Origin of the sequence: Nostoc sp., assembly GCF_036919575.1 — a bacterium.
Taxonomy (GTDB): Bacteria; Cyanobacteriota; Cyanobacteriia; order Cyanobacteriales; family Nostocaceae; genus Nostoc.
Map to the genome: position 1 here is coordinate 181,406 of NZ_JBALBY010000117.1, position 15,314 is coordinate 196,719.

Here is a 15,314-nt window from a genome sequence, read left to right on the forward strand (position 1 = left end):
GATAAGGCAACAATTAACATTCTGGAAATTTTTTGAGGTTATTTATATGAAGCGTGTTTCTTTTGCAAGTTTAGGAGCGATCGCAGTGATTGCTACAGTTCCATTTGTTGGTCAAATTCCGGGAATCGCAAATGTATGGCATTCTACAAGTGCCATCGCTCAAAATGTCAAAAATCAAGGGCAAATACAGTTGCGCTTAGAAGCAGAAAAGCAAGTAGTGACAAAGGATCAACAAGGTAAGCAAAGCCAAAAATGGGAACCTTTGAAAGGTCAAGTTATGGTGCGACCAGGAGATATGTTGCGATATACCTTGAGTGGCGAAAATAAGAGCGATCGCCCAGTCAAGAATTTGACTCTTAATCAACCAATTCCCAAAGGAATGGTTTACGTGTTGAAATCTGCCAATGCCGGTAACAATGCCAAAGTTATTTATAGCATTGATGGCGGGCGCAGCTTTGTCGAAAATCCCACTGTTAAAGTTACTCTTCCTGACGGCAAAGTAGAAACCAAACCAGCACCAGCCATTGCTTACACCAATATCCGTTTGCAGATTCCGTCAGTTGCAGCCAAGACAACAGTCAAGGCGACTTATCAAACACAAGTGCGCTGATTGAAATTGGGGTTGTCCTTTGTCATTGGTCATTTGTCCTTTGTAATTACAAATGACCAAGAACAACTTTCACGCAATATTTCAGCAATAAAATCGGATTAATGTAGCAGTGAACTTGTAGGAAATACTATTTAATAGTTTTGGATTTCCATAAATAAATAAATAAATAAGCATTTTTATTAAAAATAAGATTGGTATTCCAGAAGAGATGTTTTCAGTGAGCCGTTCTCAAAAACAAAAGCAAATTACTTCTAGCAGTAGCTGGCGGCAAAGGTTAACAGCAAGTATTATCCTGGGAAGTTTTTTACATACTACTATACCTGTACCAGCGATCGCGCAAGAAACGAACAATCTGGGTGCGTCTTTGCCGTTAATAAATCAAGCTACTTATACTTATACAGATTCTGCCAGTAATTATGAATATCAAGGAAGTTCTAGTCAGATAAATGTTACTCCTATTAGTTCTACTCCATTAGTTGATCCATTAGGGCGGATATTAGGTTGCGCTGGCACAATTTTAGCTGACTATACAGGTTTTTCAGTTGGCGTATACGAACCTAACTCTAGCGACCCAACGGGGACAGAATTAGGCAGCTTGGTTTCTCTGACTCGAACAGAGTTACCAAATATTCCTAATAACAACGTTCCTGGCGGTAAATCGCCAAATACCGAGAACAGTAACCCCTACTTTGTTGGGAATAACCCTGCGGGTTTCTACAATTTCCTACTCGATCCGAATAAGGGTCAAACTGATCCAGGTAGAACCTATATTTTTGTAGTTAATCCACCACCAAATTCTATCTACAAACAACGACGCATCAAGATTGAAATCCTTGCTAGTAGTGGTACACAAGGTAATAGTGTCGTGCGATATGTCGCTACTTCTCTGGATGGTCAACCAATTAATCTCACAGGCGAAACCAGGGTAGAGCAAACAGTTGTTTTAGTTCCCAATGCAGAAGCAGTAGGACTGGACTTATTAGCCTTTGAATTCACCACCAATATGTGTCAAGCGAATCAGTTGCAGATTATCAAAACAGGCGATCGCGCTGCTGCTGAACCTGGAGATACGGTAATCTACCGCCTCTCGATCAAAAATCTTGCTGATGCTGGTTTGAATAATCTATTTGTCACCGACAACCTACCTTTAGGATTCAACTTTTTACCTAAATCTGTGCGGGGAGAGTTGGATGGTAAAGCAGTTACTCTCACCTCGGAACGGAATGGTAACACGCTGACATTCCGCACAGACGTAACGATTCCCACAGAGAAAGTCCTGAATATTGCCTACGCTGCTCAACTAACAGCCGATGCGCTGCGGGGAACAGGTCGTAATAGTGCGATCGTTAATGCTCAACGAGCTGATAACCGTTTTAGCATCAAGGATGGCCCTGCAACGCATCAATTGAAAATTCGTGCCGGAATCGTTTCTGACTGTGGCACGATTATCGGTCGGGTGTTTGTTGATAAAAACTTTGATGGAGAACAACAATCTGGTGAGCCTGGGGTATCAAATGCGGTGATTTTTCTGGAGGATGGAAACCGCATCACTACAGATCCTAATGGTTTGTTCTCCTTAGCTAATGCCTTACCTGGATATCACACAGGTGTACTAGACCTCAGCAGTGTCTCTGGTTACACCCTAGCTCCCAACGAAAAATTCCGCGAACGCAATAGCCAATCTCGCTTGGTGCATTTAGAGCCAGGTGGCTTAGTACGTATGAATTTCGCCGTTACCCCCACATCTCAGGAGGCAGTGAAGAAATGAAACCGAGACTGCACTGTGCAACTACATTTAACCTGAGATTGATGGGGGCGATGCCGATAGCTCTCAGCTTTGTTTTGTATCCTGCAATAGTCAAAGCAGAAATCACGAGTGAAAACCTCCTTTTCCCTGATTCCGCTTCCCAAGCAGATAAGGGTGAAAACCTCTCTCCAAACCTCTCCCTTAAAAGGGTAGAGGCTTTAAATTCTTCCCCTTCCCAACAAGGGAAGCAGGCTGGTTCCGCTTTGATTTTTTCAGATGATGTGAAAAGTCAGGTCGAAGATCAAGCGGATCAGAATCAAGTTGCTGAAAAAAGTATGGATTCAAATTCTCTCCATCTTTTGAGAAGTTCCCAGCAGCAGTTTCCACCTCTCGAATTTCCCTCAACTTCTTCAGCACCAACTATTGATACTTCAATTCCAGATGTCCAGCCAACTGAAACGGAAATACAACCATTTCAACCAGCAACTTCTGTTGATTTACCCAGAGGCTTACGCAAAATAGCCGGAATCGAGGACAAGAAGGACGCACGCAAAGACACTGAGACACAGTTTGCCTCGTTCCCAGCCTCCAGGCTGGGAACGAATTCCCAGAGGCTCCGCCTCTCGTCAAGAAACAGGAGGCGGAGCCTCCCAGAGCAGTTTCCCAGCCTGGAGGCTCTTAACCAGTCAGGGCAAGGGCTGTATCTTAACTTAGTGCCATTCGACACTGAGACACAGTTTCAAGCTTCTTCAACGGAAATACAAACATTTCAACCAGCAACTTCTGTAGGTTTACCTAAAGGCTTACGCAAAATAGCTGGAATCGAGGACAAGGGGACGCAAGGACAAGGGGTGAATGAAAATCTTCCCGTGTCCCCCACTCCTGCCATTTCTACAGCAATCAAAATTCTGACCCCAACGGCTGACAGCGTTGTAGATGTCCCTGCTACCACGGTGATTCTGCAATTTCCTGTCGGTAGTCAGGTGGAATTGCGGGTGAATGGCACGTTGGTAGACTCTTCCTTAGTGGGACGAACAGAAAGTGATACCATCACCAACTTAGTAACGCAGACATGGTATGGTGTCTCGCTAAAAGAAGGTAAGAATGCCATCTCTGCACAAGTTGTCGGAGGGACACAACCGCCTATAACAGTGCAAGTCGCAGTCCGAGGAGCGCCACAGCAATTAACTTTAGAAACAGTTGAGTCTCGTATCCCGGCGGATGGACGTTCCACGGCGACAATCCGGGGTAAACTCATCGATGCAAGTGGCAATCGCTCTAATCGTGATGCTGTTATCACTCTCATACCTACTGGTGGGGAGTTGGTTGGGAAAGACTTCAAACCCGATCAACCCGGATTTCAAGTGGAGGCGAAAGCAGGGCAATTTACAGCGATTTTACGATCGCAGCTCAAAGCGCAAACTGTCCGAATTCGGGCGATCGCTAATGATTTAGAAGCCTTTACTCAACTAGAATTTGAAACAGCACTGCGTCCGAGTTTGGTAACAGGAGTCATAGATTTACGTTTGGGCGCTAGAGGTACAAATTATTACGGTAGTTTCCGTGATTTCCTCCCTCCTGACAAAAACAACGGAACGCAATTAGATTTCCACTCAGCGATATTTGCCACTGGTGCGATCGGGGAATGGTTATTTACAGGTGCATACAACAGTTCTCGTAACCTCAATGAAGATTGCGACTGCGATAATCGCCTATTTAAAACTTACCAATCCAGCGAGCAAAACTATCCTGTTTATGGCGATAGCTCGAAAGTTGATGTTCTTGCTCCTTCCACTGACAGCGTATATCTGCGTTTAGAGCGATCGGCTCGTATCCCCGGCTCCGATCCTGATTATGCGATGTGGGGTGATTATAACACAGAAGAATTTGCTCGGCGATCGCAGCAATTTACCTCTATCACTCGTCAACTCCACGGTTTTAAAGCTAACTACAACTTAGGAAACTTACAAATTACAGGTTTCTATGGCAACAACTTAGAGGGGTTTCAACGAGATACCATTGCTCCCGATGGTACTAGTGGTTATTACTTCCTCTCTCGCAGACTATTACAAGCAGGTAGCGAAAATGTCTTTATTGAGTTAGAAGAACTCAATCGTCCTGGGACTGTACTAGAACACAAACAACTGAACCGAGGCCCAGACTACGAAATTGACTACGATCGCGGTACCTTATTATTCCGCGAACCGATTCTTCGCACCGATATTGATCAAACTGGACAAGTGTTGGTACGCCGGATTGTTGTGACTTATCAATACGACGATCAAGACTCTAACAGCAATATCTATGCTGGTCGTTTGCAATATAACCTTTCCCGCAAGCTCAACCAAGAAAGTTGGATAGGAGCAACTTACGTCCAAGAAAATCATGGGGTGCGTGACTTTCAACTCTACGGCGCAGATGCGCTGATTGCTTTGGGTGAAAAGGGGAAGTTAATCGCAGAATATGCCCATTCCACTAATGATTCTGATGTTGTGGGAAAGGTCAGTGGTAATGCGTATCGATTGGAAGCTGAGGGAGAAATTGCCAATAGAATTCAAGGTCGTGCCTATTATCGCTTTGCTGATACGGGTTTTGCCAATAATGCCACCATCAGCTTTGTCCCAGGACAAACCCGTTATGGAGCGCAGGTTACAGCTAAAGTCACCTCAACTACCAATGTCAGAGCGCAATATGACCACGAAGACAATTTTGGGATTGCTCCTCAACCACTAGATACTTTTGAAGAACTGTTTGCACCGCGTTCTGAGGCCATACCTGGGAGCGAAGTTAATAATTCGCTGACGACGATTTCTGCTGGGATTCAACAACGCTTGGGTAAAGCGATTCTGGATGTGGATTTGATTCATCGCCATCGGGAAGACCGCATCCCCAACAGCGCCCTAAGTAGTAATTCTAATCAATTGCGATCGCGTTTTTCTATTCCTCTAGCTAAGAACCTGACTTTTCAAGCCCAAAATGAACTGAGTTTATCTTCCCAAAAAGATACTGTTTATCCAGACCGTACCATTTTAGGGTTGAATTGGGCGGTAATTCCTGGTGTCAGCGTCAGTTTAGCTCAACAGTTTTACAGTAGTGGTCAATTTTCGGGTAATTCGATCACCAGCTTGAGTGTCAACGGTGAACACAAACTCGGATCAGATACTACCTTGACCGGTCGTTACTCAATTTTGGGTGGTGCTAACGAAATGACTACCCAAGGAGCAATTGGTCTAAATAATCGCTGGACTATTGCTCATGGATTGCGGCTGAATTTAGCTTACGAACACGTCTTTGGCAACTTCTTCGGACGGACTGCGACGGGTCAACAATATGCTCAACCCTACGCTTTTGGTCAATCAGCATCAGCGATCGGCTTTGATGGTGGCGATAGTTACAGTGTGGGGCTGGAATATAGTGATAATCCGCAGTTTCAAGCCAGCGCCCGTTATGAACATCGTTCCTCTTCTGGTGGTGGTAATACAGTAATTACCGCAGGTGCTGCGGGTAAAATTTCTCCGGCTCTCACAGCCTTGGTACGTTATCAACAAGCCGGTTCTTCCAATCAAAAGCTTTCAGGATTGGGAGATACTGCTAACCTCAAGCTCGGTTTAGCCTACCGCGACCCCAATAACGATAAATTTAATGCTTTGTTGCGTTATGAATATCGGCAAAATCCGGCAACTATTCCTGACACTATTTTGTTAGGGAGTGGTACGGGTTCCCAAGACCATACTTTTGCTTTAGAAGCTATCTACGCCCCTAACTGGCAATGGGAATTCTACGGTAAATATGCTTTGCGTAACAGTACTTCTTATTTAGCTAACGATTTAGTTGGTACAAGTATGGTTAATCTGGCGCAATTCAGAGCTACCTATCGTTTGGGATATAGCTGGGATTTAGTTGGTGAAGCTCGTTGGATTGGTCAATCTAACTACACTGAGACAGGCTTTGTTATTGAAACAGGTTACTATCTCACTCCTAATCTGCGCCTTTCTGCTGGATATGTTTTTGGTAAAGTCGATGACCGAGATTTTTCTGGCGCACGTTCTGCGGGAGGGGCGTATTTGGGCTTAACTGTTAAGCTCAACGAATTGTTTGACGGCTTTGGACAACAAAAGATTCCGCCACGCCAGCAACAGGAATCTAAAGTACAACCAGCAGTCAATCAAGCAACGGAGGTAGACAAGCTAAAAATATGAATCTCTTTATACGAAAACATTACTGTAATTTCACTAAAGACTTAAATCTCAAGGTGAATGCTGATGGTAGATTGTATGTCACTTTGGGCAAGCTAATAAAAAAAACTATGGAAAAGCCATTAACAATTAGCCGCCAAAAACTATGGCTGAGTAGCCTGGGCTTTTTTTTGTGTATTTTAGGAAATAGTATTCAACCTAGCTGGGCTGAAGGCAGCAAAGAGTTAGTTTCTGATGGCGGAAACAGACCCTACCTGGAATGGTCAGATTTAATATCGGCAGGTATTGTTCGGAAAACCACACTCAAAGTTTATGTGGAAGCGGGAGAAACAGTTAATCTTGGCTCTAGTGTGCCTGCTAGTTTCTCAAACCCCCAAGATATCGTTTACCGCAGTCCCTTTGGTAGTCAAAATAGCTTTTGTAATGTTCTGGCTACTGGTTCTGGTTTTATTAACACCGTTGCCAAAGAAACGGCCGGACCTTTACCTAATGCTGGTGGCTATACCCCTTGTAGTTTCGTCGCTACAGAAACTGGTATTTACGAAGTTGAATTTCGTTCTTCGGATACAAGTGGTACAAATAATCCGCCGCCAATAGCTGCAACGGCGCCATTTGCTACAGATGGTACTCAGCTTTCAGGGGTAGCTGCTTGGGATATCACAGTTCGAGATAGTAACGGCGTTACCAAAAAAGGGCGAGTATTTACCAAATATATCGCTATGAATATGGGGGCAAATTCCCTATCACTCAACTCTAAGCTTTATATTCAAACCAAAGATGGGTATCGGTACGAAACTGACATGAATGGAGTCGATCCCTATGGCTTCATCTTTTTTGCTAATAGCCGGGGATACCTTGACACAACAAATAACAGCACTGTTTACCATTCTGCTGGCGGCGCTACTGATAATACTTTGAGCTTTACCGGCAATGTGCGAGTCCAAAATCCAAGTGTTGCTGATACTACAACAGACATTACCCACCTAGTTTTCTTCAATCGACCCGACACAGCAACCCTCAATGCTTTGAGTATTCCGATTGCCGCGACTGTTCCCACAGTACCGACGTCGTTCAAATTCACTGGGGGTACTGGAGGTAGTGGGAACCAAACTACTGTGGGTGTGGGAGGCAATTTTAGCTTCAGCGCTATCTCAACAGGCAGTTATCAAATAATTATTGACACCAACAATGATGGCATTTTTGACCCTAGTAGCGATCGAGTAATGCAAAATGTGCTGTCTGTCGGCTCAAATTTGGTGCCTTGGGATGGGAAGAATGCAAGTGGGACAAATCTCCTACCTCTACCAGGAAATGCAGCATACAATGCCATAATCACAACACGGTCGGGTGAATATCACTTTCCCATGTTAGATGCAGAAAATAATCCCTTCGGGTTTAAAATCACAATGGAAAACGCTCCTACTGCTTTTCCTAACGTTTTAGATCAAAATGGACAGCAGATTGGATCGACTACCGTTTATTACAATGACAGTGATTATACTACTGCTAATGGTACGACGATTAACTTAACTGCTACGGGAGCCACTAGCCCTCGTAATGCTGCTAGAGGGATCAATAGTGTGTCAGGAGAGCATGAATTTAGTAGTAATTATGGTGACTTTAAGGGAATAGATACTTGGACATATTTCCCAAGTCAAGCAATCACTGCTCCTTTGGTAATTACTACTAACACTCAAGCAAATGTCAGAGGAACCAAATCTGTTCGCTTCCTCACAGACTATGATAGTAGTGGAACGGTGACTGTCGGCGATCGCATCGAATATACCCTCACTTACTCCAACCTGAATCCAGGTAATAGCAATGCAATTAACTTTGTCATTAACGACTCATTACCCTCACAGTTAACCTTTGTGAGTGCAGCAATTACTGCTGCAACTTCGGGGAATAACATCACACCCAATCCCAGTTACAACGGTGCTGGTGTTGTTGCTGTGACAAATTCTGGTATTTTGCGTGTAGGCGATACGATCACCATTAAAATTACTGCCACAATTAATAATGCCAATGGCGGTAATCCAATTAGTAACCAAGCAAATGCTACTTTTAACACACCTGATAATCCTAGCGGAACTGTTGGTACAGTGTTGACAGATGCAAATTCTGCTGGCGCTACCAAGAACCCACCGACTCTCGGTAATTCCTTCTTGCAAATTACTGATGATGGTGTAAATACTGGTAATAATCCTACGGATACCGCAGATGATGACCCCACTTTATTTCCAGTATTAAATATTATTAATTCTAACCCTAAGTTGCTGTTAACTAAACGCATCACCCGCATCAATAACCAAGATTTAACTGATATTGTGGATGGACGCAGTGACGTTGCCACTAATGCCAGCAATTATGTACCAGAACCCTATGCTACTGATGATAGCGATCCGAAATGGCCGGTTGGCTACTTGCGAGGATTAATTAATGCTGGCACTGTCAAACCGGGAGATGAATTGGAATACACCATCTATTTTCTTTCCAATGGTCTGGGTAATGCAACTAATGTGAAATTTTGTGACTTAGTTCCGATTAATGTTAATTTTATTCCTACTGCTTTTAATGGTATGACTCCTAATGATGGTGGCTTACCAGGAGCAGATCAAGGTATTGCCTTAGCTATTGGTTCCACTACACCGACGGTTTATTTAAGTGATGTAGGAGATAGCGATCGCGGACATTTTTATACAGCTAACGAATCAGGCATACCATCATCCTGTGGCGTTAACATCAATGGGGCTGTGGTGGTGAATATCACACGGAGTTCCGATTTCCCCAATCTACCCGCAGCATCTGGATCTGGTACACCAGCTAATTCTTATGGCTTTGTTCGTTTCCGCGCAAAGGTGAAATAAAGGTAGGGAGCATTGAGAAATCGCACCTTTGCATCCCATTTAACTTTCAGAGAAGGTAAAATTATAAGTAAAAGTATTAAGAATTTTAAAGAAACTAATCAATGTCCAGCATTTCTCTTGACAAAAGTAACTCTCATGTTGTCGTTATCGGTGCGGGAATAGGTGGATTGACTGCTGGAGCATTATTAGCTCATAAAGGTTACAGTGTCTTAATTTTGGATCAAGCTCTCGTACCCGGAGGCTGTGCTTCAACGTTTAAACGCCAGGGATTTACCTTTGATGTGGGAGCAACTCAGGTGGCGGGGTTGGAACCAGGGGGAATTCATCACCGCATTTTCTCAGAATTAGAAATAGATTTACCGGAAGCAACGCCTTGTGACCCTGCTTGTGCGGTCTATTTACCTGGGGAAAGCACACCGATTAATATCTGGCGCGACCAACAGAAATGGCAAGAGGAACGACAAAAACAGTTTCCCGGTAGCGAACCTTTCTGGCAATTGATGGCAACTTTATTTAATGCCAGTTGGGAATTTCAAGGACGCGATCCGGTGCTACCACCACGTAATTTATGGGATTTGTGGCAGCTAACGCAAGCGGTGCGTCCCAGTACATTTATTACCGTACCCTTTACTTTGTTGACGGTAGGAGACGCTTTACGGTTATGTGGACTGGGAAATGACCGACGACTGAAGACTTTTTTGGATTTGCAACTGAAGCTATACTCGCAGGTGGATGCAGAAGAAACAGCATTACTTTATGCAGCCACAGCGTTGAGTGTATCCCAACTGCCCCAAGGATTGTTTCACCTCCAGGGAAGTATGCAAGTATTAAGCGATCGCCTGGTACAATCTTTAGAAAGAGACGGTGGCAAATTATTAATGCGCCACACTGTAGAAGAAATCAAAGTAGAGAATGGCAAAGCTACTGCTGTAGTCATTAGAAATCAGAAAACTGGCGAAGTCTGGACAGAAGCAGCCAACCACATAATTACCAATGTCACCGTGCAAAACTTGGTGCAATTATTGGGAGAACAAGCGCCATCTGGTTATAAAAATCGGGTGGAAAAACTGCCCCAAGCATCGGGCGCGTTTGTGGTGTATTTGGGTGTAGATGCCAGTGCGATTCCGCCTGAATGCCCACCCCACTTACAATTTATGTATGATGTCAATGGCCCCATTGGCGAGAATAATTCTCTATTTGTTTCCGTCAGTCATCCTGGAGATGGTCGCGCACCGGAAGGGAAAGCGACAATAATCGCTTCTTCATTTGTAGACCCGACACCGTGGTGGCAAACTGATGATTATGAAGGACTCAAACAAAAGTATACTCAAGAAGCGATCGCACATCTTGCCCAATACTTCTATCTCAAAGCAGAAACTATTATTCATCAAGAAGCGGCAACACCGCGCACCTTTGCTCATTTCACAGCCCGCGATCGCGGTATAGTTGGTGGCATTGGTCAAAGGATTCCGACGTTTGGCCCCTTTGGGTTCGCCAATCGTACACCAATCCAGCATCTATGGTTAGTTGGTGACTCCACCCACCCAGGCGAAGGTACTGCTGGGGTGAGTTATTCGGCGCTAACGGTAGTCAGGCAAATTGAAGCCCAAAACTTATCAACTACCAGTAATTGAAAAGTCCTCCTTGATTAGCAAGCAATTCATCCTTGTAACCGATGGCAAACAGGACACAAAACTGATGAAATAAGGTTAGTATTGCTAATCTGGAGTAATGACAGACAGCGTTTTAATTCTTGGTGGACGGGGGCGGATTGGTAGCACTGTTGCTCACGATCTAGCTACCCATACGCAGGCACAAATTACGATTACTGGACGTTCTGCGGAGTTTGGGAAGGCTGTTAGCTTGTCTTCGGGGGGACAAGTGCAGTTTTTGGTATTGGACTTGGCAGAAGTTGACAAATTGCGAGATGCGATCGCAAACTCTAACTTAGTCATCCACTGTGCTGGGCCATTTCACTATCGAGATACTAATGTTCTCGAAACCTGTATTTCTCAAGGCGTTAATTATCTAGATGTCAGCGACCATCGTTCCTATACCAGCAAAGCTCTCAAATATCATCAACAAGCGGCTGCTGCTGGTGTGACAGCAATTATTAATACTGGCATTTTTCCTGGTATTTCTAACAGCATGGTACGTCAAGGTGTTGAACAATTTGATCAACCAGAAAAGATCCATTTAAGTTATTTGGTTTCGGGTTCTGGCGGTGCTGGCATTACAGTGATGCGAACAACTTTTCTTGGCTTGCAATATCCGTTTGAGACTTGGATAGATGGCAAATGGGAGATAGTCAAGCCTTATAGTGAAAGAGAAGTAGTTGAATTTCCACCTCCATACAGACGCAGTGGAGTTTACTGGTTTGATATGCCAGAAACCTTTACACTACCCCACGCCTTCCCATCAGTAAAAACTGTAATTACTAAGTTTGGCTCAGTTCCCGATTTTTACAATCACCTAACTTGGATTGCGGCACACATTTTTCCGAAGTGGTTAATGCAGCGTCGTTACATGATTGAATTTCTGTCTCATGTCAGCCATTCCATGACAGATGTCACGAATAATTTTAGTGGAATTGGGGTAGCAGTTCGTTCCGAAGTTACAGGGCAAAAAAATGGTGAAACAGCCGTTTATTGTTCAACTGTAGTGCATGAAAATACAGCCGTGGCTTCTGGTTGCGGCACAGGTAGTATTGCCCAATTATTGCTAGAAGGTAAACTCAAGAAACCAGGTGTTTTTCCTGTGGAAGAAGCACTACCGACAAACTTATTTGAAGAGGTAATGCAAAACCGAGGAATTAAAATTAATCACAGTTGGTTATAGCTGAATACGCTTAGGTTAAGCACCCAAGCTAAAGGGCTTATAGCGGTTCTCGGTTGAATAGGTACTGAACCCCACCCCCGAACCCCCTCCCCGCTCTTCGAGAGGCAGGGTGGTTTCATACGAAAAAAGAAAAATATAGAAGTCTTTATTTCTCGTGTATAACCATAGATTTTGACCCCCCTTCCATTCCTCTCCCCGTTGGCGTCAGCCTGCCGTCAGGCAAGCGGAGAGAGGCTTTGAAACCCAGTTTTAGTTTTTCTCTGCCTGTATGAAACCACCCTGCCTCCCCGCTCTTCGAGAGGGGGCTATGATGTACCTCATGTGATTAGTAAACGCTATATCATTATCCATATTTGAAAATCTCACGGTTATCGTTTGAATGCAATATGGCTAGGGGCACAGAAAAAGCTCATGCGTGTCAACTTAAGCTCAAACCCCTTTAAAACCTCGTTTCTAGCCAGAGGCTAGAAATGCAGTTCTTGGTGGCTCTGCCGCAAGTTACGGAGGCGGAGCCTCTCCGACGGGCATTCCCAGTCAGATACTGGGAACGAGACTATCTCTAAAAGCTGGTTTTAGGCTGGCTTTCACGTTAAGTTGACACCAATGAGCATTGCTGTTCCCTTACAAATGGTTTAATATTCTATGCAATTGAGAACCGCTATATAATCAAGTGAAAATTTCAGTCCACTTGAGTGGACTTGAGCTATTAGCCCAGAACTTGAGTTCTGGGCGGGATATCAGTAAGGACGACAATTTGACTATTACAAAAATCTAGGTAGTGCTAAATCCTAAAAGATTCAGATAGCATTAACTGAACTATAGGTAAAAATTAATATACCCTGCGGTAGAAGGAAGAACTGTACCTAAACATTTAGGATGCCTGTGAGCCTTGAATATTCAATCTATTTACACATGACAAAGGCTCATAACAGAAAATAGGAGGTTTTTTCCATGCCAAAAATTCTATTAACTTTAAAACAAGTATTGTCAAGCTTTTTGGTTGTTGGCTTGATGATTTCCATCAGCTTGTCAGGTTCATTCATTTTCCTTCAGCAAGCTAGTTATGCAACTACTCTTGAAGAATTAAAGCTAATACCGCCAGAATATAAACCAAATTCTGAAGAAAAAATTAATCGTGCTAATGAATATGACCCAGGAGTTGGCGTTCAAGAAGAAAACCGAGAAGAAGCTTATGAGCAAGCAATAAAAGATTCCACAAACCTTAATACTATAGAGAAGACTTACGAAAGAAATTTGAAGGCTGAGAAAGAGCAAAATCCCCCAGAAAGTTTTGGGGAAAAAGCGAAAGAAGTTCTTGAAAAGGTGACAGGTAAATAGTTAAACAAAGTCGGAAGTCGGAAGTCGGAAGCGGTGCCCCGATCTACACCGAAGGGCACCGCTTCCGACTTGTTTTAGCCTTTGGCATCACACACCCTATAGCGGTTATCGTTTACGTGAGGTACACGCGTAGGGGCACGGCACTGCCCATTGGTGTCAACTTAAGCCAAAACCCTTTTCAAATCTCGTTTCCAGCAAGAGGCTGGAAATGCAGTTCCTGGTGGCTCTGCCGCCAGGAACAGAGGCGGAGCCTCAATGACGGGCATTCCCAGTCGGAGACTGGGAACGAGACAATCTTAAAAGCTGCTTATAGACTGGCTTTCACGTTAAGTTGACACCAATGGGCACTGCCGTGCCCCTACACCTCGCAATGTAGTTTTGTACCGCATCTGAGTGGAAACCGCTATACATTTATGAAGTAGTTTTTCTCTGATTAGCAAGATTGCGCTCATACCACTTCATTAATGGAGTTGCACTAATTCCATGCACAATCACCGAAACTACAATAGTAGTGTAAGTTATCCAAGCAATTTGTTCGGCTGCTTCACCTTTTAAGCCATGACGAAAGGCATAGGCTAGATAATATAAAGAACCAACACCGCGAATACCAAACCATCCAAATAACCACCGAGTTCCTGGGTGGAAGCTTCGACGCTGTGAATCTAGAGGGCGTTTACCGATTGTGCTAATCCAAACTCCTACAGGTCTGATGATCAAGAATAACAAAATTATCACTAACAAAGATTGCATAGCATAATTCAGCATTGGTTTCAATAATAATATTGAACCTAATAGTAAAATTGTTCCAACTTCCAGCAGCTTTTCAACTTGCTCAACAAATTCCAACTTTTCTAGCGGTTTCTCAGGATTTCTGTAACTGCGTTGGACAACTAACCCAGCAACAAATACTGCCAGAAATCCATAGCCATTAACCATTTCTGTTAAGGAATAAGTTAGTAGAATTGTGCTGATAGCAATAAAGTCTTCCATTAACTCATCGGCAGCACGGCGTTTTTGAATTTTTTGTTCAATCCAAACTATAGATTTGGCAACAACAATTCCCATCACAATGCCACTGGCGATCGCCCAAATTAAATCAACCGTAATCCACTGTTGAAACCAGTTGCCCCAGTTGTCATCTTCTAAGGCATGAATGCCAAAATAAACGAAGGGAAAAGCTAAAGCATCATTTAACCCCCCTTCAGAAGTTAAACCAAATCTCAACTCATCTTGGTCGTTTGTATTGGTCAATTGTACTTCTGATGCTAATACCGGATCGGTAGGTGCAAGAATTGCTCCTAATAAAATTGCTTCTCCCCAATTCATCCCTAAAAACAATTTACCCACAACAGCCAGAGCCAAAATTGAAATTGGCATCAGAAATATAATCAATCGCGCCGTAATATCCCAAACCCCCAACCTGAGAGGACGAACAATTTTTAAGCCGCAGCCAAACACAGAAATAATTACTACAAGTTCTGTTATTTTCTCCAGCAGTTGAGCGTTGAAAACTTCATCCCGACGTAATTGAATCAGCCCTAAGCCGTAAGGGCCTAGAAAAATACCAACTAGTAGGTAGATAATGGCAAAAGAAAGAGGTAAGCGAACAATCCAACCTGACCCTAATGTGACGATCAGCAAAAGTAGACCAATCACAAATAGGTCAATAATATAGATATCTACCATATAGCGATTTATATAAAAATTAGGCGTTGCTT

At 43.6% G+C, this 15,314-nt stretch carries 8 protein-coding genes; 7 read left to right on the forward strand and 1 reads right to left on the reverse strand.

Features of this window, described 5'->3' with window-relative positions; all coding sequences use genetic code 11:
- The first annotated feature begins 46 nt into the window (after positions 1–46).
- The 7 genes from V7K27_RS31600 (at position 47) to V7K27_RS31630 (ending at position 13,596) form a co-directional block, all read left to right on the forward strand.
- Entirely contained in the window at positions 47–610 is a 564-nt protein-coding gene (locus V7K27_RS31600) for a hypothetical protein (protein ID WP_334952538.1), read from the forward strand.
- Between the two features lie 208 nt (positions 611–818).
- Positions 819–2,378, forward strand: coding sequence for a DUF11 domain-containing protein (locus V7K27_RS31605; RefSeq protein WP_334952539.1), 1,560 nt, complete (start codon positions 819–821; stop codon positions 2,376–2,378).
- Positions 2,375–6,556 carry a TonB-dependent receptor gene (locus V7K27_RS31610; RefSeq protein ID WP_334952540.1) on the forward strand — a complete coding sequence of 1,394 codons (4,182 nt, stop codon included), beginning with the start codon at positions 2,375–2,377 and terminating at the stop codon, positions 6,554–6,556. The genes V7K27_RS31605 and V7K27_RS31610 overlap by 4 nt, the downstream gene beginning before the upstream one ends.
- A 107-nt stretch (positions 6,557–6,663) precedes the next feature.
- Complete coding sequence (locus V7K27_RS31615) at positions 6,664–9,420, forward strand: hypothetical protein (protein WP_334952542.1); 2,757 nt, start codon at positions 6,664–6,666, stop codon at positions 9,418–9,420.
- 101 nt (positions 9,421–9,521) lie between these two features.
- The gene (crtD, locus tag V7K27_RS31620; RefSeq protein ID WP_334952543.1) at positions 9,522–11,054 is read left to right on the forward strand and encodes a C-3',4' desaturase CrtD; all 1,533 of its coding nucleotides are present in this window, start codon (positions 9,522–9,524) and stop codon (positions 11,052–11,054) included.
- 97 nt (positions 11,055–11,151) lie between these two features.
- Positions 11,152–12,258, forward strand: coding sequence for a saccharopine dehydrogenase family protein (locus V7K27_RS31625; protein ID WP_334952544.1), 1,107 nt, complete (start codon positions 11,152–11,154; stop codon positions 12,256–12,258).
- 951 nt (positions 12,259–13,209) lie between these two features.
- A complete protein-coding gene (locus V7K27_RS31630; RefSeq protein WP_334952545.1) occupies positions 13,210–13,596 on the forward strand; it encodes a hypothetical protein in 387 nt (128 codons plus the stop codon).
- 411 nt (positions 13,597–14,007) lie between these two features.
- On the opposite strand, the gene V7K27_RS31635 is transcribed toward V7K27_RS31630, so the two are convergent.
- Entirely contained in the window at positions 14,008–15,282 is a 1,275-nt protein-coding gene (locus V7K27_RS31635) for a cation:proton antiporter (protein WP_334952547.1), read from the reverse strand.
- Positions 15,283–15,314 lie beyond the last annotated feature (32 nt).

Excerpts from the sequence above, each read along its gene's own strand:
- crtD (WP_334952543.1), top strand. The coding sequence starts at position 9,522 with ATGTCCAGCATTTCTCTTGACAAAAGTAACTCTCATGTTGTCGTTATC.
- V7K27_RS31615 (WP_334952542.1), top strand. The coding sequence starts at position 6,664 with ATGGAAAAGCCATTAACAATTAGCCGCCAAAAACTATGGCTGAGTAGC.
- V7K27_RS31600 (WP_334952538.1), top strand. The coding sequence starts at position 47 with ATGAAGCGTGTTTCTTTTGCAAGTTTAGGAGCGATCGCAGTGATTGCT.
- V7K27_RS31630 (WP_334952545.1), top strand. The coding sequence starts at position 13,210 with ATGCCAAAAATTCTATTAACTTTAAAACAAGTATTGTCAAGCTTTTTG.
- V7K27_RS31625 (WP_334952544.1), top strand. The coding sequence starts at position 11,152 with ATGACAGACAGCGTTTTAATTCTTGGTGGACGGGGGCGGATTGGTAGC.
- V7K27_RS31605 (WP_334952539.1), top strand. The coding sequence starts at position 819 with ATGTTTTCAGTGAGCCGTTCTCAAAAACAAAAGCAAATTACTTCTAGC.
- V7K27_RS31635 (WP_334952547.1), bottom strand. The coding sequence starts at position 15,282 with ATGGTAGATATCTATATTATTGACCTATTTGTGATTGGTCTACTTTTG.
- V7K27_RS31610 (WP_334952540.1), top strand. The coding sequence starts at position 2,375 with ATGAAACCGAGACTGCACTGTGCAACTACATTTAACCTGAGATTGATG.